This is a genomic window from Salegentibacter sp. BDJ18 (assembly GCF_017579965.1).
Classification (GTDB): domain Bacteria; phylum Bacteroidota; class Bacteroidia; order Flavobacteriales; family Flavobacteriaceae; genus Salegentibacter.
This window is the reverse complement of sequence record NZ_JAFLQX010000023.1, coordinates 188,701-208,232: the sequence shown is the minus strand read 5'-3', so window position 1 is coordinate 208,232 and position 19,532 is coordinate 188,701. Positions and strand designations below refer to the sequence as shown.

18 protein-coding genes are annotated in these 19,532 nt (G+C 42.3%); all 18 read left to right on the top strand.

The window, feature by feature from the left end; all coding sequences use genetic code 11:
- Positions 1 to 88: 88 nt before the first annotated feature.
- The 18 genes from J0871_RS13185 (at position 89) to J0871_RS13100 (ending at position 19,529) form a co-directional block, all read left to right on the top strand.
- Positions 89 to 3,871, top strand: a complete 3,783-nt coding sequence (locus tag J0871_RS13185; protein WP_093302934.1) for an efflux RND transporter permease subunit — start codon at positions 89 to 91, stop codon at positions 3,869 to 3,871.
- A gap of 64 nt (positions 3,872 to 3,935) precedes the next feature.
- Positions 3,936 to 5,144, top strand: coding sequence for a TolC family protein (locus tag J0871_RS13180; RefSeq protein WP_208225861.1), 1,209 nt, complete (start codon positions 3,936 to 3,938; stop codon positions 5,142 to 5,144).
- Between the two features lie 25 nt (positions 5,145 to 5,169).
- On the top strand, positions 5,170 to 6,999 hold the full coding sequence (locus tag J0871_RS13175; protein ID WP_208225789.1) for an efflux RND transporter periplasmic adaptor subunit: 1,830 nt from the start codon (positions 5,170 to 5,172) through the stop codon (positions 6,997 to 6,999).
- 43 nt (positions 7,000 to 7,042) lie between these two features.
- On the top strand, positions 7,043 to 7,555 hold the full coding sequence (locus J0871_RS13170) for a DUF3347 domain-containing protein (RefSeq protein WP_034892138.1): 513 nt from the start codon (positions 7,043 to 7,045) through the stop codon (positions 7,553 to 7,555).
- A gap of 73 nt (positions 7,556 to 7,628) precedes the next feature.
- Complete coding sequence (locus J0871_RS13165; RefSeq protein WP_037314436.1) at positions 7,629 to 8,075, top strand: hypothetical protein; 447 nt, start codon at positions 7,629 to 7,631, stop codon at positions 8,073 to 8,075.
- A 37-nt stretch (positions 8,076 to 8,112) separates the two neighbouring features.
- A complete protein-coding gene (locus J0871_RS13160; RefSeq protein WP_208225788.1) occupies positions 8,113 to 8,445 on the top strand; it encodes a P-II family nitrogen regulator in 333 nt (110 codons plus the stop codon).
- A 124-nt stretch (positions 8,446 to 8,569) separates the two neighbouring features.
- The gene (locus J0871_RS13155; protein ID WP_034894378.1) at positions 8,570 to 9,157 is read left to right on the top strand and encodes a DUF3347 domain-containing protein; all 588 of its coding nucleotides are present in this window, start codon (positions 8,570 to 8,572) and stop codon (positions 9,155 to 9,157) included.
- Complete coding sequence (locus tag J0871_RS13150; RefSeq protein ID WP_208225787.1) at positions 9,158 to 9,610, top strand: heme-binding domain-containing protein; 453 nt, start codon at positions 9,158 to 9,160, stop codon at positions 9,608 to 9,610.
- 280 nt (positions 9,611 to 9,890) lie between these two features.
- Positions 9,891 to 10,460, top strand: coding sequence for an AraC family transcriptional regulator (locus tag J0871_RS13145; RefSeq protein ID WP_208225786.1), 570 nt, complete (start codon positions 9,891 to 9,893; stop codon positions 10,458 to 10,460).
- A 76-nt stretch (positions 10,461 to 10,536) separates the two neighbouring features.
- Entirely contained in the window at positions 10,537 to 11,085 is a 549-nt protein-coding gene (locus J0871_RS13140) for a DUF3347 domain-containing protein (RefSeq protein WP_093302939.1), read from the top strand.
- A gap of 28 nt (positions 11,086 to 11,113) precedes the next feature.
- Positions 11,114 to 11,608 carry a DUF305 domain-containing protein gene (locus J0871_RS13135; protein ID WP_208225785.1) on the top strand — a complete coding sequence of 165 codons (495 nt, stop codon included), beginning with the start codon at positions 11,114 to 11,116 and terminating at the stop codon, positions 11,606 to 11,608.
- Positions 11,609 to 11,619: 11 nt separating this feature from the next.
- Entirely contained in the window at positions 11,620 to 14,064 is a 2,445-nt protein-coding gene (locus J0871_RS13130) for a multicopper oxidase domain-containing protein (RefSeq protein WP_208225784.1), read from the top strand.
- A gap of 5 nt (positions 14,065 to 14,069) precedes the next feature.
- A complete protein-coding gene (locus J0871_RS13125) occupies positions 14,070 to 15,386 on the top strand; it encodes an APC family permease (RefSeq protein WP_208225783.1) in 1,317 nt (438 codons plus the stop codon).
- Between the two features lie 109 nt (positions 15,387 to 15,495).
- Complete coding sequence (locus J0871_RS13120; RefSeq protein WP_243870497.1) at positions 15,496 to 17,175, top strand: multicopper oxidase family protein; 1,680 nt, start codon at positions 15,496 to 15,498, stop codon at positions 17,173 to 17,175.
- A gap of 69 nt (positions 17,176 to 17,244) precedes the next feature.
- Positions 17,245 to 17,817: a hypothetical protein gene (locus J0871_RS13115; RefSeq protein ID WP_075327058.1), complete on the top strand. Its 573-nt coding sequence runs from the start codon at positions 17,245 to 17,247 to the stop codon at positions 17,815 to 17,817.
- 48 nt (positions 17,818 to 17,865) lie between these two features.
- Positions 17,866 to 18,252, top strand: a complete 387-nt coding sequence (locus J0871_RS13110) for a DUF302 domain-containing protein (RefSeq protein ID WP_037314420.1) — start codon at positions 17,866 to 17,868, stop codon at positions 18,250 to 18,252.
- Positions 18,253 to 18,267: 15 nt separating this feature from the next.
- Positions 18,268 to 18,441, top strand: a complete 174-nt coding sequence (locus J0871_RS13105) for a hypothetical protein (protein WP_156101175.1) — start codon at positions 18,268 to 18,270, stop codon at positions 18,439 to 18,441.
- A gap of 401 nt (positions 18,442 to 18,842) precedes the next feature.
- Positions 18,843 to 19,529, top strand: a complete 687-nt coding sequence (locus J0871_RS13100; protein ID WP_075327981.1) for a DUF2231 domain-containing protein — start codon at positions 18,843 to 18,845, stop codon at positions 19,527 to 19,529.
- The last annotated feature ends 3 nt before the right edge of the window (positions 19,530 to 19,532 follow it).

Below are 19,532 nucleotides of genomic sequence, written 5' to 3'. Positions count from 1 at the left end.
CTTCCATCTTGGGCTTACTTTGTTGTGTTTAATTTTCTGATATTATCAGAAAGTTATTCAATGTATAACTGTTTAATTATCAATAAAGATGCTAAATAAAGGCATAAAATTTCTTATAGAAAACAAACTAGTAGCAATTATCCTCCTAGTCCTTTTTGTAGGCTGGGGCGTGGTAAATGCCCCTTTTAATTGGGAAACCGGTTTAATTCCGCGCGATCCCGTGGCGGTAGATGCCATCCCCGATATTGGCGAGAATCAACAAATTGTCTTTACCAAATGGGAGGGGAAATCCCCCCAGGATATAGAAGACCAGATTACCTATCCCCTTACTACTTCGCTCCTGGGAATTCCCGGTGTGAAAACCATCCGGAGTTCCTCTATGTTTGGGTTTTCCAGTATTTATATCATTTTTGAAGAGGATATTGAGTTCTACTGGAGCCGTAGCCGGATTTTGGAAAAACTCAATTCCCTGCCGGCAAACCTGCTTCCCGAAGGTGTAAACCCTGCCCTGGGTCCCGATGCTACCGGGCTGGGCCAGGTTTTTTGGTACACCTTAGAAGGACGTGACAAAGATGGCAATGTTACCGGGGGCTGGGATTTGCACGAACTGCGAAGCATTCAGGATTATTATGTGAAATATGGACTTTCCGGTGCCAGCGGGGTTTCCGAAGTTGCATCCATAGGTGGCTATGTGCAGGAATATCAGGTAGATGTGGATCCCGAACTGATGCGTCAATACGATATTTCCCTGGCACAGGTGGTAAAGGCCGTAAAGGAAACCAACCGTGATATTGGTGCACAAACCTTGGAAATAAATCAGGCCGAATATTTGGTACGTGGGCTGGGCTACGTTCAGGAAATAGAAGATATTGAAAATGCCGTGGTAACTTCAGAAGAATTTACCAGTATCAAAATAAGCGACATAGCCAAAGTAAACCTGGGTCCGGAAACCCGCCGTGGTATCCTGGACAAAGAAGGTGCCGAGGTGGTTGGCGGAGTGGTTGTGGCTCGTTATGGCGCAAATCCGCTGGAAGTAATCAATAATGTAAAGGATAAAATAAATGAACTTAGCCCCGGCCTGCCCACCAAGGTGCTGGAAGATGGTCGCGAGTCGCAGGTAACTATTGTTCCATTTTACGATCGTACGCAACTGATTCAGGAAACCCTGGGCACGCTTAATGAAGCCCTTACATTGGAAATCCTGATTACGGTACTCGTAATTATCGTTATGGTTTTTAACCTACGGGCCTCCATCCTCATTTCCGGTTTATTGCCAGTAGCGGTTTTAATGGTCTTTATCTCGATGAAGTTCTTTAATGTCGATGCCAATATCGTGGCCCTTTCCGGTATTGCCATTGCTATTGGGACCATGGTGGATGTGGGCGTGATCTTATCTGAAAATATCATCCGGCATCTCGATCAGGACAAAGAACGGAAATATTTGACCACGAATGAAATCGTGTACAATGCCACTGCCGAGGTTTCCGGGGCAATTATGACGGCCGTGCTTACCACCATTATCAGTTTCCTTCCCGTCTTTACTATGGTGGGGGCAGAGGGGAAACTGTTCCGCCCACTGGCATTTACCAAGACCATGGCACTGGTGGCTTCCCTAGTGGTTGCGCTTTTCCTTATTCCGCCATTTGCCGCATCTTTCTTTAAGAAACGGACCCGGCGTACTTCCGCGGGCTGGGTAATACAGGGGATTCTGATAATTGCAGGGCTTACCGCTATTGTTTTTGGATATTTCATCGGTATTGTCCTAATTGCTTTTGGCGTAACCGGAATACTGCTTCTTAAAAAGAAAATTAGTTCCAAAAGATCAAATGTTATCAATATAGCTATTTCGGCTTTCGCCATAGTGCTACTTTTAGCCGAGTATTGGCGTCCGTTGGGTCTGGAAAAAAGTGTTTTCTGGAATTTTATTGTGGTAGGGATTATATCCTTTGGTTTGCTGGGTGTTTTTGCCCTGTTCCAAAAATTTTATACCCGCATCCTCAATTGGGCCTTGCGCAATAAGTTGTTGTTCTTGTCGGTGCCCACCGTTTTGGTTATTCTCGGTTTTATGATTATGCGCAACATTGGGCAGGAATTTATGCCCTCACTCAATGAAGGCTCCTTCTTGTTGATGCCCACTTCGCTGCCCCATGCAGGTGTAGAGGAGAACAAGCGGGTCTTGCAGCAGCTGGATATGGCCGTGGCCGCTATCCCGGAAATTGAGACGGTAGTGGGCAAGGCAGGTCGTACAGAGTCGGCCCTGGACCCTGCACCTATATCCATGTATGAAAATACAATCCAATACAAACCTGAATATATGCTGAATGAACACGGCGAACGCCAGCGCTACCAGGTAAATGAAGACGGTTTATTTATGTTAAAAAATGGCAAATTGGCAATAAACCCAAGTTTAGAGGTGGACGAAGATGCAGCTGGCAGTTATAATGACAGCGAAATCGTGGAATTCCACCGCGTAAAAAACAAACAGCTCATTCCAGATGATGACGGGGAATATTACCGTAACTGGCGCCCCGAAATAGAGTCGCCAGATGATATCTGGAACGAGATCACCGCCGCCACCAAGCTGCCGGGGGTAACCTCGGCGCCCAAGCTCCAGCCCATCGAGACACGGCTGGTAATGCTTCAAACGGGGATGCGCGCACCTATGGGAATCAAAGTGCAGGGGCAAAACCTTCGACAAATAGAAGATTTTGGACTCCAACTGGAAGACCTGTTAAAGCAAGTGGAAGGTGTAAAAGACGAAGCCGTTTTTGCCGACCGTATTGTTGGAAAACCTTACCTGCTTCTTGATATCAAGCGTGAACGTTTGGCTCGTTATGGTATTAGCATAGAAGAAGTTCAGCAACTTTTGGAGGTTGCTGTGGGAGGAAAACGCCTAAGTCAAACGGTTGAAGGACGCGAACGCTACGGTGTACGCGTGCGCTACCCAAGGGAATTGCGGGACAGCCCGGAAGATATGGGCAATATCTATGTTCCGGTTGAGGGCGGCTCGCCCGTGCCGTTAGATGAGTTGGTAGATATCCGTTACGAGCAGGGGCCGCAGATTATAAAAAGTGAAGATACCTTCCTTATTGGCTATGTGCTTTTTGATAAACAGGATGGTTTTGCTGAAGTGGATGTAGTAGAAAATGCCCAGGCCCTTATTCAGGATAAAATCGATAACGGGGAGCTCAGGGTGCCCAAAGGTCTCAGCTATAAATTCACGGGGACTTACGAAAACCAGATTCGCGCTGAAAAAACGCTGAGTGTTGTGGTGCCACTGGCACTGATGATTATCTTTTTGATCCTGTACTTTCAGTTTCAAAAAGTTTCTACCTCGCTTATGATCTTTAGTGGGATCCTCGTGGCTTTTTCTGGCGGGTTTATCCTTATTTGGCTCTATGGCCAGGGTTGGTTCCTGAATTTCGACTTTTTTGGCGAAAACCTTCGGCATATGTTTCAGATAAAAACCATAAACCTGAGTGTGGCGGTATGGGTAGGCTTTATCGCCCTCTTTGGTATCGCTACTGATGATGGCGTGGTAATGGGTACCTACCTTACCCAAACTTTTGACCGGAACGAGCCCAAGAGCCGAAAGGAAATCCGTAAATCGGTGGTGGAAGCAGGGTCCAAGCGTGTTCGCCCCGCCTTGATGACCACGGCTACAACAATCCTGGCACTCCTGCCCGTACTGACGTCTTCGGGGCGTGGCAGCGATATTATGATCCCTATGGCCATCCCCGCGGTTGGAGGTATGTCTATAGCATTAATCACATTGTTTGTAGTGCCGGTGTTATTTAGTTGGAGAAAAGAAGCCGGCATAAAAACCCTGGAGACGGCGAATAATGACAAGAGAATTGAAAATAGAAAATAGAAGAAAGCCTTTTACTATGAAATCAAAAGATATTTTAATAATAAAATTGAATAGAAGAAGCGGAATGCTAGCGGTGATTGTCTCTCTTTTCTTTTTTCTTACAGGAACAGCCCAGCAGCTCCAGCCTTACCTTACCCAGGCTTTGGAAAATAACCCGAAGATACAGGCGTTTGAACTGCGTTATGAAACGGCCCGGGAGAGGATTGAAGAAGTTGGGGTACTCCCGGAAACCCAGTTCAGCGTAGGCTATTTTGCCAGCGAACCAGAGACCCGAACGGGCCCACAGCAGTACAAACTATCGGTGCAACAAATGATTCCGTGGTTTGGGACTATCACGGCAAGGGAGAATTATGCATCAAGCCTTGCCGATGCCCAATATGTGGAAATCGCCACGGCCCAGAGGCAACTGCTGCTAAATGTGGCCGAAAATTATTACAGGCTTTATGCCATTAGGGCAAAGCAACGCGTATTGGAACAAAACATAGACCTGCTGGAAGCCTATGAGGAGCTTGCGCTTACTTCCCTGGAGGTAAACCAAGCCTCGTCCGTAGATGTGCTTCGCCTGCAAATGCGGCAAAACCAGCTACGGGAACGTTTGGAAAACTTCGATGAAGAATTTAAAGCCGAACAAGCTACTTTCAATGCCTTGCTCAATACCAGGCCCGGTGCCGCGGTAGAAGTTTACGATTCTCTGGCGGTGCCACAGGAAGACCCGGTACAGTTGCCAGAAGTTCCACAGGTGCACCCGGAGTTGTTGCGTTTTGACAAGCTGTATGAATCGGTAGGGGAAGCAGAAAAAATGAACCGAAAGGAAGCCCTGCCCGATCTGGGATTTGGCCTGGATTACGTTGCGGTGGGGGAAGCCACTGCGATGCAAGCCCCGGATAGCGGAAAGGACATCCTGATGCCGATGGTCTCTATAACGGTTCCAATTTTCGGTAATAAATACAAATCGGTTACGCGGCAAAATGAACTGAAGCAACGTGAGCTAAATGCACAACGGGAGAACCGGCACAACGAATTGGTGTCGCGCCTGGAAGCCGCGGTGAGCAATAGGGCAGAGGCACGCATAAGCTACCGTACCCAGTTGCTCAACATCGAGCAAGCCAATGATGCCGAAGAAATCCTCAGGCGGAATTACGAAACCGGTACCATAGATTTCAATGATGTGCTGGACGTACAGGAGTTACAGCTAAATTTTGAGCTGAACCTGATAGAAGCGGTAAAAAACTATTACCAAGCCAGTGCGAACATTAATTATTTAAGTGAATAATTCAGAATAAATTAAAACAAAAACGATGAAGAAATATATCATTTACACCGGGTTACTGTTAGGAGGACTGCTTCTGGGCTATCTGTTTTTTGGTGGCAATTCGTCTGAAAATAACGTCGAAACAGCCACTACAGAAGAACATAATCACGAGGAGGAAAACCAGCTGTGGACCTGCTCTATGCACCCGCAAATTATGCAGCCCGAGCCGGGTGATTGCCCCATTTGCGGGATGGGCCTTATCCCTGCCGAGAGTGGCGGCGGCGAGGTTGGGCCGCAACAAATAGAAATGTCTGAAACCGCCCTGGCTCTGGCCAATATCCACACCGTGGAGATCGGCGATAGCCTCTTAGGGGATCACGACCTGGTGCTCTCCGGGAAGATCGTGGAGAACGAAGAGGTGAAAAGTGTGCAGGCTTCTTATTTTGGCGGCAGGATAGAAAAACTTTATATAAATTACACCGGGGAGGAAGTACGCCGCGGGCAGGTGTTGGCCACTATTTATTCCCCAGAGCTGGTCTCTGCCCAGCAGGAATTGCTTACCGCTGCGGGGATGAAGGACTCTCAGTCCCGGTTATACGAATCTGTACGCCGAAAATTGAAATTATGGAAACTCAGCGATAAGCAAATTCAGGAAATTGAAGTTTCGGGGGAGGTAAAAGAATATTTTCCTATTTACGCCACGGTTTCAGGTACGGTGACTGAAAAACTGGTGGAAGAAGGCGATTACGTTAAACAAGGGCAACCCCTTTTCGAGATAGCCAATTTAAGTAGCGTATGGGCGCAATTTGATGCTTACGAAAACCAGATCGCCCAACTAGAGGAAGGTCAACAACTAAAGATTACAGTAAATGCACGTCCCGGCAAAGAGTATGAAGTGCCCATTACTTTCATTGAACCACTGCTTAATACCGCAACACGTACGATAACTGTGCGTGCAGTCCTGCCAAATAATGAAGGCCGCTTAAAGCCCGGGATGTTCGTACGTGGGAGAGTGGCACCGGCTCATAAAGAAAATACAGATAATACAGAACCCCAGCTTATTACAGTGCCAAAATCGGCAGTGATGTGGACCGGGGAACGTTCGCTGGTTTACGTACAACCCAATCCGGACAGGCCTGTCTTTGAAATGAGGGAAGTGAGCCTGGGGGCCGCCGCGGGTGGTAATTATGCGGTTACAGATGGCTTGAGTACCGGAGAGCGCATTGTGGTAAACGGTGCCTTTACCGTAGATGCTGCCGCACAACTCCAGGGCAAAAAGTCTATGATGAACAAGGACGGAGGCAAGACATCTACCGGTCACGAGGGCCACGCCGGTATGGACATGGCAGGTAGCGAGGGTAATGCCAATATGGAAACGGCAGGAACCGGCAACGTTGACCATACCGAAATGCAGGAACGCATCGTGGTACCTGAAGAGTTCACCAACCAGCTAAATGGCGTTTTTGATCAATATTTGAAGTTGAAAAACGCCCTGGTGGAAGATGAGGCCAAAACCGCCCAAGCAACTGCAAATAAAGTACTGGAAGCAATGAACAAGATAGATATGAGTCTTTTAGAGGATCGTGAAGCTCACGACCACTGGATGCTGATTTCAAAAGAAGTAATTGGTGCTGCGGAAAAAATAACGGAGAGTGAAGATATTTCTACTCAGCGGGATCATTTTAAACACCTGTCTGCCCATTTGAGCAAAGCGATGCAACTTTTTGGAGTGGGACAGACCGTTTATAAGCAATTTTGCCCTATGGCAGATGACAATGCGGGAGCCTACTGGCTCAGCCGTTCAGAAGAGATCAAAAACCCTTATTACGGTAGCGCAATGTTAACCTGCGGCGAAATCGTGGAAACTATAAACTAAAGCAGGGAAGAACAAATTTTTATAACCTTTAAAACCTATTAAGATGAAAAGAACAATGATGATGCTCCTTCTAACTTTGTTAAGCATGGGAGTTTATGCACAACACGACCACGACAATATGGCTGGTCATGGTGAAGAAATGCAAATGTCGCCTAAGTTCAAAGACAAAGATCTGGGCGCTGCTTATGAACATTACCTATTGGTAAAGGACGCTTTAGTGGCTTCAAATGATGCAAAGGCCGCCAAGCATTCGATGAAACTCGAGAAAACTTTGGCAAAAGTGGAAAATGCTGAGACGGCTCGCAAAGAAGCTTCGCAAATGGCCGGTGCCACTTCTCTGGAAGACCAACGTGACAATTTTAATGCTCTTAGCGATGCAATGTTGAAACTGGTTAAAAATGGGAAGCTTGCCAAAGGTGAAATTTACCTGGAATATTGCCCTATGGCAAACTCTAATAAAGGCGGCTATTGGCTTTCCAATGAAAAGGCGATCAAGAACCCATATATGGGCCAAAAAATGCTGAAATGTGGTAGTGTAAAAGAAACTATCAATTAATAAAGTCCTGCAAGGTATGGATAGACTCTTTTTTATAGATCTATCCATTTTGCAGGCACAAAATTAGATTGAAATGAAAAATACATTCAAAGTTCTAACAGCGGTATTTCTTCTGGCCGTGGTTTTTGGTGCTTGTAACTCCTCTGGGGAGCAGCAAAAACAAAAAAAGCAAGACAAACTGGCTACAGAAATTAGTACAAGTACCGCCAATAAACAAACCTTTTCTTTAGATTTTCAGATAGGAGACAAGTTGCCTAATGACCTGGTATGTATGGTAAACGATGCCTATATGGCCAAACCGCAAATCCCGGTTCCGGTAAACGGGAAAACCTATTATGGTTGCTGCGAGATGTGCGTGGGCACCTTGAACAACGAAGAATCTGCAAGGATGGCCACCGATCCCCAAACAGGGGAAAGAGTGGATAAAACCGAAGCCTTTATTGTACTGCTTGACGCGAATGGCCGGGTTGGCTATTTTAATTCAGAAGCGAATTACACAGCTTACACAAAAAAGAGCTAAGCATAACAAAACTTATTTCAACTTAAATTTAGAAGATATGAATGAGATCAAAGCCTTTATCAGACCCGAAAGACTTAGTGAAGTGACCATGAATCTGCGGGAAGAAAACTTTTGTTGTTTTACCGTATTTCAAGGCGAGGGGGTTGGAGATTACACTGATTCCAAAACCGCTTCCCCCAGCCTGGATTTTCCATTTATGCACAGCAAAGTCATTAAAATGGAGATAGTGTGCGAAAAAGAGGATGTAGATAAAATTGTAAATATTATAAAAGTAAGTGCCCGTACTGGCAAAAGCGGGGACGGGCTCATCTATGTAAGCGACGTGGAACAGCGTATAAAAATAAGGACTGGGGAAAAGGAAAGCCGGTAAGTGCTTTTTTTGTTTCCGGTCGAACAACCAAGTAAAATACTAAGTTCCGGGCTGTGTTTTATGGCATCCGGAAAATTTAATTAATTGCAGTAACAGAAATATCAACCTTTTAAAAACAAGAAAAATGAAAACAGTAAAAGTAAGTTTGGGAGTGATGGCTATGGCATTTGCCGTAATAAGCACTTCTTGCAAGAACAACGAGAAAAACAGCAATACAACTATTGAAGACGCGGCGACCGAGCGCGCTGTCCCGATGGAAGAAAACAGGATGGAAAGCAGCAATGCTGCCCAAACCGATGCCAGCCTGACCACATACTTGGAGCTTAAAAATGCCTTGGTAAATGACGATCAGGAGGCCGCGGCCAAAGCCGGGGAAAAAATGGTGGGACAGTTAAAGACCTTTAAAACGGAAAACTACGAACAGAACGACCAACAAGAACTGCAAGATATCATAGAAGACGCCACTGAGCATGCCGAACACATTGCGGAAAGCCCCATAGGCCACCAGCGGGAACATTTCGACATTTTGAGCAAGGACATGATAGACCTGATTGACATTGTCGGAACCAGCCAAAAGTTGTACCAAGCTTATTGCCCGATGTACAATAATAACAAAGGTGCACAGTGGTTGAGTGTAACCAAAGAAATCAAAAATCCCTATTATGGAAGTAAAATGATGGATTGCGGAGAGGTGCAAAGAGAAATTAACTAAATGAAGACAATCAAAATCATTGCACTGGTTTTTTTAGTTGTGTTGGTGGGCATCCAGTTTGTGCCCACCAATCGCAACCAAAGTGAAGTGGTGCCAAAATCAGATTTTATGCTGGTCAACAATGTCCCACTAGAGGTACAGGATAAATTAAAGCTTTCCTGTTATGATTGCCATAGCAACAATACCGAATATCCCTGGTATAACAAGATACAACCGGTGGCCTGGTTGCTGGAAGACCACATCAGGGAAGGAAAATCTGAACTAAATTTTAATGAATGGGGCGAGCTTTCTGAAAGAAGAAAAAACAGTAAGTTAAGGTCAATAATAAGCCAGATTGAAGATGATGAAATGCCTTTGGATTCATACACTTTTATCCATTGGGATGCTAAATTTTCAGAATTGGAGAAAAAGGAAATCATAAAATATATGACCCAGCTTAAAAATAGTTTATAAAAAATTTTTAAAATGAACAATATCATACCCTTAAAAAAGAAAAGGAATTTTTTTCATTGATTGGTTAGTTAATCTTTTTCATTTGAGGGCGTGATGTTAAAGTCCTGTAAGGGAAGAGTGTTTTTTGTTTAATTAGTTTATAAAGCCTCTTTCCTTGACAGGCACAAAGATTAAAAAATATAATATTGTCAGGCCGCTTGGAAAAAATGAGCATGGTAGCTCAAATAAATGGTTTAAGTATGGTCAAAAAATAAACTTTCAGTAAGCATTATCCAAAATTATGATTATAGAAGTCTTGGTTAAAAATATGGTCTGTAACCGGTGTATTAAAGTAATAAAAAACGAGTTACTTGAAGCCGGGGTGGCAGTAACAAAAGTAGAATTAGGCCGGGTAGTTTATAAAAGCAAAAATATAGCTTGTGATTCTAAAAAGTTGGAAAAGGTCCTGGATGAAAACGGCTTTGAACTATTAGAGGGCGATGACAAAATTTTAATCGAAAAGGTAAAACTGAGTCTAATACGGCTTTTGGAAAACCTGCCCCTGCAAAAATCCGGGACTTTATCCAGCTACTTATCCAAAGAAACCGAAACTGATTATTCGCGGTTGAGCCGGATTTTTTCCTATACCGAAAACATAACGGTAGAAAAGTATTTTATAAAGCTGAAAATTGAAAAAGTAAAAGAGCTCATTCAGTCCAAACAATATAATTTTACCCAGATTAGTCAGCTATTGGATTATACTAATGTAAATTATCTTTCCAGGCAATTTAAAGCAGAAACAGGGATGAATTTATCTCAATATAAAAAACTTAATAACAATTTTAGAAATTCTTTAGACCAAATTTTATAGATGTTTAACCAAATTATGACAATAAATCCTTTTTCTTACCATTAATTTTAAAAATCAAATTTAAAACCAGAAAAAAATGAAAAGTAAAATTTTAAATTTTGGTGTTGTTCTCTTACTAGCTATTGCCCTATTTTCCTGTGTAGATAACAAAGGGAAGCAATCGGTTGAAATAAACACCCCTGAAGAGGTTAAAAAAGCCGAAGAGAAAACAGCAGATATTGCCGATCAGGATTTTATAGATGGAATGACGGGAAAAATCTGGCATAATTACCTGGAAATAAAAATAGCATTAACCAATGCTGATGCAGACCAGGTACAGGATGCGTCTCAAAGTATGGTAGCCTCTTTTTCAGAAGAAAGAGCAGAACTGAAAGCTATTGCACAACAATTATCTGAAACCAGCGAGCTGGAAAAACAAAGGGAATTATTCGCAGCATTTACAGAAAAAGCTGGGCCTATGTTTGAAGATGCATTATCTGGTGGTACGATCTATAAAAAGTTCTGTCCTATGGCTTTTGACAATAAAGGAGCCTATTGGTATGCTGATATCGAAGAAATAAACAATCCATATTTCGGTGATAAAATGCCCAATTGTGGTTCCGTAAAAAAGACAATTAAAAAGTAAAAACCAACCTAACCAAAACCAAAAAATAATGAATTCAGAAGCAAAAAACCACCATAAAACTGGTGGTAGCAATTACGGTAGATTTTTTCTAATGCTCGGGTTATCTTTTATAGCCATGTACATTACCATGTACCTGAATACCTACGAATTTGATCATGTTTATTTCAGCTTGACCCGTTTTTATATGACCTGTTTGGGGATAGCGGCAATGGCGGTAATTATGTTGTCGTTGATGTTGAAAATGTATAAAAATAAGAAGAAGAATATAGCAATTTACGTGGGTAGCCTGGTGCTGTTTGTCTCTGCTTTAGGTTTAGTACGAGCACAACGACCTATTATAGGGGATCTTTTATATATGAAAGCGATGATTCCTCATCACTCTATAGCGATATTAACCAGTAAAAGGGCAGATATTAAAGATCCTGAAACCAAGAAACTAGCCGAGGAGATCATTGAAGCACAGAAACGCGAAATTGCCCAAATGAAGAAGATTATTTATCGTTTAGAGAACGTAAACAAATAAAATAACAAACTATGATATTGAAAAATTACTTTCTAATCCTACTGATATTTTTAGGTTTTTCGGGTTACAGCCAGGAAGAATTAGAGGCATCCGTAGAAGGAAACGTTGACGATCTGCCTGTGCGGGAATACACGTTGACCTTGCGGGAAGAACAGGTCAACAAGGCTGGCAAGCCGGTTATGGGTATGACCGTAAACGGTCAGATCCCCGGGCCCACATTAGATTTTAATGAAGGGGAATATGCCATAATTTATGTGAAGAATGAAATGAGCGTAGAGTCTTCCATTCACTGGCACGGTATGCTGCTGCCCAATTTTTATGATGGTGTACCCTACCTTTCTACCCCACCTATAGAACCCGGCAAAACCTTAAAATATGAATTTGCAATAAAGCAAAATGGTACCTATTGGTACCATTCCCATACGATGTTGCAGGAACAGAGTGGTGTTTTTGGTCCCATCGTCATACAACCGAAAGAAAAAACATTGGAGTATGATAAAGAGCAGGTTTTGGTATTGTCTGACTGGACCAATGAAAAGCCCAGGGATGTAATGCGGTTTTTAAAACGGGGCACCGAATGGTACAACATAAGAAAAGGAACGGCCACACCGCTCAACCAGGTTATTGCCAGGGGGGCACTGGGCGCACAGTTCGATTTTTGGAGGCAACGTATGGAAAGCGCGGATATTGCTGATATTTATTATCCTGCCTTCTTAATTAATGGCGAGGATAAAATTGAATACCCAGATTTTAAACCAGGTGAAAAAGTGAGGATGCGTATTATTGATGGTTCCGCCTCCACTTCATTTTGGATGGCCTTTGGCGGCCCAGACCCTTTGCTTGTCTCTGCAGATGGTAAAGATGTTGTTCCTGTTAAGAAGAACAAGACTTTTATTGCCGTTGCAGAAACCTACGATTTTATCGTGACCATACCGGAGAATGGCAAACTGGAATTTAAAATAATGGCACAGGATGGCTCCGGTACCGCAACTGCCTACTTAGGTCAAGGCCCTATCGTTGCCGCCCCTGACGTTACCAAACCGGATAAAATCGGGATGATGCAGCAAATGGCTAAAATGAAAATGAAAATGGGCGCACCCGCTTTAAAATTTCGACCAGGTAAAGACGAGCGATACGAGATGAAAGAGAAATGGGGGATGCAAATGGACAATAATTTGCAGATGGAAGGAATGAAGGAAATGGATATGATGAATATGGACAAGTCCAATATGAAAAATATGGAAATGAAGAAGGATAAAATGGACGGAATGCAAATGGATATGAAAAAGGATTCAATGCAGATGGACCGTTCCAATATGGTCGGGATGGATACGGAAAAGGATTCCAAAATGAATGAGGCCTCTGAAATGGAGGATATGAACAAGACGAACCCGACTGCCGGACGGGAAGTAATGGACGAAGCAGATGGCATGCAGGGAATGGCTATGTTTTCGCAATACAACTATGACTACCTGAAGGCGCCAGAGAAGACCAGCTATGATCCCGATGTGCCCGTAACCGAAATCCTACTGAACCTTACCGGGAATATGCAACGCTATATCTGGAGTATGAACGGTGTCCCTTTATCTGAGGCAGATAAAATAAAAATCAAGGGAGACGAGGTGACCAGGATTACCTTCAACAACCTGACTATGATGCACCACCCCATGCACCTTCACGGCCATTTCTTTAGGGTCATCAATGAAAATGGGGAATATTCCCCTCTAAAACACACGGTCAATGTACCGCCAATGCAAAAAGTGACCATTGAATTCTATGGCAATGAATACGGCGATTGGTTTTTCCATTGCCATATTCTTTACCATTTAGTAAGCGGTATGGCACGCATTGTCAGCTATGACACCCCTAGGGATCCAAGGCTAGAAGAATATCCGGTCTCCAAGCTTCTGGATGAGACCGATCAGTATTATTCCTATGGAATGATAGATGCGGCATCGCATATGACCACATTGAACCTGATATCGTCTAATATCCGAAATCAGTTTAGTTTCCGGGGGGAATATGGTTGGAACAAAAATATGGAGGTAGAAGCTGCTTATGATAGATACCTTTATGATTATTTGACTGTTTTTGGCGGTATAAATGTCGAAAACGGAATGGAGGATAGCCTCGATGAGATAACAACAACAGCAATAGCAGGTGTACGATATCTCACTCCTTACTTATTTACGTTGGATGTGCGAATGGACAGCAAATTGCGCCCGCAAATTAGCCTGAGCCGTGCGATCAGTATTTTTCCGCGAACAATATTGTTCGGAGTGTACGAGTACCAGGCAGATTTTGGGTGGGTAGATGAACTGCCTCAAGGAGATAATTTCAAAAAAGAGGTTACCTGGAGTACAGGTATTGAATATTTTTTATCCAAGAATTTTTCCTTGATGGGAAGCTATGACAACCGTTTTGGCGCTGGTGGTGGATTATCATTACGATTCTAAACAATATGGGAAATTATAAAGAAAACAGTCTAAGCCTGGTGGGTGCAATATCCATGGGAACCAATGTTATGATTGGTGCAGGGATCTTTGCGCTTCTTGGTCAAGTGGCAGAACTTTCTGGTGAGTATTTTCCAATAGCTTTTATTGTGGGTGGAATTATATCAGGATTTAGTGCTTATTCTTATACCAAAATGTCCAATGCGTATCCATCTGCAGGAGGTATCGCCATGTATTTGGAGAAAGCTTATGGAAAAGGTATTGTAACTGCTTTTGCAGCTTTGCTGATGACGTTCTCTATGATTATTAATGAAAGTCTGGTGGCCAGAACCTTTGGTAGTTATACGTTGCAATTGTTCGATGCGCCAAAAGACAGTTATCTCATTCCTGTTTTAGGGGTGGGCCTACTCATTTTAGCCTTTGTAATTAATATTGCGGGCAATAAGGTAATAGGGAAATCCTCCCTTGCCATGGCGATCCTCAAAACCGGTGGGTTATTGATCTTTGCCGGAGGAGCTATCTATGCCTCGGGTTTTGTAGTATCAGATTTAGTACCTTCAGGAGGTACCGGCGGGGAAAGGGGAGTAATGGAGTACCTTGGAGCACTGGCTTTATCTATCCTTGCCTATAAGGGTTTTACTACTATAACCAATAGTGGTGGTGAAATTGTGAAACCACACAAAAACGTGAGCAGGACCATTATCATTTCATTGCTCATTTGCGGGCTAACCTATTTACTCGTTTCGTGGGGGGTGATTTCCAACTTGAGTATTCCTGAAATCATTGAGGCCAAAGATTATAGTCTAGCTGAAGCTTCCAGGCCATTATTTGGTCAATTTGGTTTATGGTTTACCGTGGCTATTGCTATTATCGCCACTATTTCTGGAGTAATTGCCAGTGTTTTTGCAGTTTCAAGAATGACTGCTATGTTAACTGACATGAAGTTGATACCTCACAGTCACTTTGGTATGAAAGGGAGTATACAAAAGCATATGCTGGTGTATATTATAGTAATTGCCATTGTGCTTACTATCTTTTTCGACCTTTCCAGGATAGCCTCCCTTGGCGCAATATATTATTTGGTGATGGATATTATTATTCATTGGGGAGTGCTTACCAAAATGAGAAAGGACATAGAGGCCAAAGCGGGGATCGTAATAAGCGCAATAATTCTGGATGTGGTAGTTCTGGGTTCCTTCGTTTATATTAAAATAGAACGTGATCCCACCCTAATTTGGATAGCATTTGGTTCTATGTTGCTCATATTTTTAGGTGAAAAATGGTTTCTAAATCGAAAACCTCCAGAAAAAGGGGCGGTAGATTAGCTGTTAAGCAGCCTACGACTTTTAAGTTGTCTAAGTATCTAAAATTTAAGCGGGGCTTTAACCTTCCTTGTGCTGAAATTTTACGAATGCAATTCAAAATAATATAATGATGAAAAAAAACGTAAACAGAAGAAATTTTATACAAACTGCAAGCCTGGCAGCAGCAGGTTTCTATGTAATGCCTTTTTTTGCCTCCTGTAAATCGGATACCTCCACCCGGCATCCTGAGACCGTAAATAAAATGAACAAGGATTTTATTGCCGATTTAGATCTACAACTTACCGCATTACCTTCCCAGACCAACATCTATCCAGACAGTAGTACCAAAACATATTCCTATAGAGCATCTATTATAAAAGGTAGTGAAGATAATTTACAAAATATAGAGGGTAGCTATTTAGGACCTGTTATTCGGGTAAAGAAAGGGGATAAGGTTAGGGTGAGGTATGAAAACCAGATTCCGGCCGAATCTATTGTACACTGGCATGGCCTGCACGTGTCTCACGAGAATGATGGCCACCCAGAGCATGTAATAAGTGAAGGAGAAACCTATTATTATGAATTTGAAGTGATGAACAGGGCTGGAACGTATTGGTTCCACCCACATCCGCATAAACATACAGGGGAACAGGTATATAAGGGACTGGCAGGATTGTTTATCGTATCTGATAAAGAAGAAGAAAAATTAAATTTACCCCAGGGTGAATATGATATTCCTGTGGTAATCCAGGACAGGACTTTTAATGATAATAAGCAGCTCCAATACCTAGGCGATGGTCAGATGGATCGAATGCAGGGTTTTTTAGGTGAGCAAATATTGATCAATGGTAAAATTGATAATACCCTGAACCTGGGCGCAAACGGGAAATATCGTTTAAGGCTCTTAAACGGTTCCAATTCCCGTGCCTATAAATTGGCATGGGATAACGGCGAAGCGATAACCGTATTGGGTGTAGATGGAGGTCTGCTTAAAGCGCCAAAAAGAATGTCTTATTTAATGCTAGGGCCGGCTCAGCGGGTAGATGTATGGTTGGATTTATCTCAACAGTCAGAAAATAGTCGTATTAAACTGGTCCATTTACCTATCCCACTGGACATGATGGGTGGTGGCATGATGAATGGCGGGATGATGGGAAATAGCAGTAGCAATCACTTGCCTTATGACACTCAGTTTGATATTCTGGAAATAAATGTGGGGGCTTTCGCAGAAAACAAAGATGCTCAATTACCTGGTGAGCTCAGTTCTTTCAATACATTGGCGGCCACAGATGCCATCAATAAAGACAATCCCAGGACTTTCACCTTCGCTATGGGCGGAATGATGGAATGGACCATTAACGGTCGCACCTATAATGGCACCGAAGTAGCTGAAGAAGAGACCGTTAAATTAGATACTACTGAAATCTGGCGTATCAATAATGGAAGCCAGTTTTCTTCAGATTCTGATGATGACAGCGGAATGATGGGCGGAGGAATGCATGGCAACGGTGGAATGATGGGCGGTCAGGGAGGCATGGGAAATATGATGCAAATGCCACATCCTGTTCATATCCACCAATTACAATTCAACATCTTAAACCGAGACGCTGATAAGGTAGATGATAAGCTTTGGGAAGCAACCAAAGACGGTTTTATCAACGAAGGCTGGCAGGACAGTGTTTATCTTTTACCAGGAATGCAAATGGATTTGATCATGCGATTTGAAGACTATAAAGGATTGTTTCTATACCATTGCCATAATCTGGAGCATGAGGATATGGGCATGATGAGAAACTTTAAAATAGTGTAGAAAGAACAGGATAAGAGAATTAAAAAAAACTGAACGATGAAATTTTTATTAACTCTAAAACAAAGTAAAATGAAAACAATTGTAAAAACCTTAATGATTATAGTAGCAGTAGGAACATTGATAAGTTGTAAATCAACATTTAACGCTTCTGAAGCAATGGATGTTCCAGACAATCGAAACGCTGTTTACCAGGAAATTATTTCGAACCCAAACCAATTCAATGAATTTATTGATCTGGCACAACAAGACGAAGGGGCAAGAAAACTCATGATGCAAAGCCATATGCAAATGATGGAATCTGGCAAGATGAAAGCCATGATGCAAAAGAACCCGGGGATGAAAGAAAAGATGAAATCCCACATGGAGAAAATGATGGATGATCCTGAAATGAAAGAAAAAATGCATAAGATGATGCAGGAGAGACTGGACAGGAATCCAGAAATGAAGAAAAAGATGAAAGAGAAAATGATGAAAGATCCGGCTATGAAAGAAGCAATGATGGAAGAGATGCATTCCAAGATGAAATCTAATCCCGAAATGGCCGAGAAGATGATGGATAAAATGATCCAGTTTTTGCATGAGAATCCTGAGCTTATGGAAAAGATGAAAGCCAAAATGAAGGCACATCAGGAAAAGATGTAAATTTTAAATGCAGTCAAAAAAATTGTAAAACGCATTAAATAAAAAATCATGGACTATTATTTTAACAAAAGCCTTAAAGGAAATTTCGAAGAGGTAATCGTTAAAGTTACCGAGGAATTGGAAAAAGAAGGTTTTGGGGTATTAACAGAGATCAACGTTACTGAAACTTTGAAGAAAAAGCTGGATGTGGATTTTAGAAACTATCGCATTCTTGGAGCCTGTAACGCGCCTTACGCTTATAAAGCTCTAAAAACGGAAGACAAGATTGGGGCTATGCTGCCCTGCAATGTGATTGTACAGGAAAAAGAGGCAGGAGAGATAGAAGTAGCGGTGGTAAATCCCATTGCTTCCATGCAGGCGGTGGAAGATGATGCGCTAGGCAAAGTGGCTAAAGAGATCAAGGTAAAACTTCAAAAAGTTATTTCGAACCTTTAATTAAATAATTGAACAATGAAAAAATTCAGAATTTTACTGTTAGTCTTATTTGTGGGAACTTTTAACCTTACCATGATTTCCTGTAGGGAAACCACCGAAGATGACCACGGCGATATGGAAATGGAACAGGGAGGGATGGAAGGTGACGATATGGAAATGGACCATAATGAGTCTATGGATCATGATTAGAATCTGGGATTAAAGTTTAAAGGAAATGGAGGGATCGTTGTTTATGATAATTAGTTGAAGTCTTAATTTCCCTCCTTTTTCTTTTTTCATTGTAGAATTCCAAACCATATAGCGATATGGCAGATATTTAAGATACCCGGTATGGATTTTAAATTTATTTTTCGAGTTATCAATTTAAGTTCCATTTTAAATCACCAGAATAATGCGGGTACTTCTAAATAATTTAAGATGTTTGGGCCTAATGAATTTACCATTAAGACATATTTACATTATACTCTGCCACCAATCCACGAATATTTTCTACAATTTATTGGTGGATTCGTGGCTCCTTTGCGCATTTTTGGGCAGATTAAGAATATTCTATGCTTCCGGTAATTAACTTTATAACTCCATTTATTTTTATGAAAAATTTTGTCTTTATATTCTTTTTAATGATGTTGCCATTATTACTCCCGGCGCAAGACGATCATAATCATTCTCCATTAGGTCAGGAACAGGGATTAGACCCCGATACTATAACCACAAATATAGCTACAGAAAATACCAGGCAGGATCCGGCTTTAGGATCAGAAGATAGTTTCAGGGAAGTTAAGGCGGCGCTTGATGATTTTCCAAATCTTCATCCTTTGGTGGTTCATTTTCCCATTGTTTTGCTTTTACTGGGGGCATTTTTGCAGCTAATTCAGATTTTTACTCTGAAAAGGAATCTGGATTGGATAATCCTTTTAACCGTAGGCGGAGGGTTTATCGGTGCCTATATAGCCGGGGTGTATGCCCATCCCCATACCCAGGATTTAACTGAAATGGCCAAAAAAGTATTAGAACAGCATGATAAATTTGCCGAATGGACCATTTATTCCAGCGCAGTTGCTGCTACCTTAAAATTGATCAGCTTATTTTTATTGAAGAAGAACCGGGTTTTTGAAATTTTTGTATTCCTAATTCTTGCTTTTTCAGCATATTCTGTTGCAGAAGCAGGACATTATGGTTCCCAGCTGGTATATATAGAAGGAGTGGGCCCTCAGGGCGAATATCTTGAAACTGAAAAAACAGATGGAAATAGCAAAGGCGAAGGACACTCGCATTAAATT

Coding starts and splice junctions, on each gene's coding strand:
- J0871_RS13185 (WP_093302934.1), top strand. CDS start 89: ATGCTAAATAAAGGCATAAAATTTCTTATAGAAAACAAACTAGTAGCA.
- J0871_RS13180 (WP_208225861.1), top strand. CDS start 3,936: ATGCTAGCGGTGATTGTCTCTCTTTTCTTTTTTCTTACAGGAACAGCC.
- J0871_RS13175 (WP_208225789.1), top strand. CDS start 5,170: ATGAAGAAATATATCATTTACACCGGGTTACTGTTAGGAGGACTGCTT.
- J0871_RS13170 (WP_034892138.1), top strand. CDS start 7,043: ATGAAAAGAACAATGATGATGCTCCTTCTAACTTTGTTAAGCATGGGA.
- J0871_RS13165 (WP_037314436.1), top strand. CDS start 7,629: ATGAAAAATACATTCAAAGTTCTAACAGCGGTATTTCTTCTGGCCGTG.
- J0871_RS13160 (WP_208225788.1), top strand. CDS start 8,113: ATGAATGAGATCAAAGCCTTTATCAGACCCGAAAGACTTAGTGAAGTG.
- J0871_RS13155 (WP_034894378.1), top strand. CDS start 8,570: ATGAAAACAGTAAAAGTAAGTTTGGGAGTGATGGCTATGGCATTTGCC.
- J0871_RS13150 (WP_208225787.1), top strand. CDS start 9,158: ATGAAGACAATCAAAATCATTGCACTGGTTTTTTTAGTTGTGTTGGTG.
- J0871_RS13145 (WP_208225786.1), top strand. CDS start 9,891: ATGATTATAGAAGTCTTGGTTAAAAATATGGTCTGTAACCGGTGTATT.
- J0871_RS13140 (WP_093302939.1), top strand. CDS start 10,537: ATGAAAAGTAAAATTTTAAATTTTGGTGTTGTTCTCTTACTAGCTATT.
- J0871_RS13135 (WP_208225785.1), top strand. CDS start 11,114: ATGAATTCAGAAGCAAAAAACCACCATAAAACTGGTGGTAGCAATTAC.
- J0871_RS13130 (WP_208225784.1), top strand. CDS start 11,620: ATGATATTGAAAAATTACTTTCTAATCCTACTGATATTTTTAGGTTTT.
- J0871_RS13125 (WP_208225783.1), top strand. CDS start 14,070: ATGGGAAATTATAAAGAAAACAGTCTAAGCCTGGTGGGTGCAATATCC.
- J0871_RS13120 (WP_243870497.1), top strand. CDS start 15,496: ATGAAAAAAAACGTAAACAGAAGAAATTTTATACAAACTGCAAGCCTG.
- J0871_RS13115 (WP_075327058.1), top strand. CDS start 17,245: ATGAAAACAATTGTAAAAACCTTAATGATTATAGTAGCAGTAGGAACA.
- J0871_RS13110 (WP_037314420.1), top strand. CDS start 17,866: ATGGACTATTATTTTAACAAAAGCCTTAAAGGAAATTTCGAAGAGGTA.
- J0871_RS13105 (WP_156101175.1), top strand. CDS start 18,268: ATGAAAAAATTCAGAATTTTACTGTTAGTCTTATTTGTGGGAACTTTT.
- J0871_RS13100 (WP_075327981.1), top strand. CDS start 18,843: ATGAAAAATTTTGTCTTTATATTCTTTTTAATGATGTTGCCATTATTA.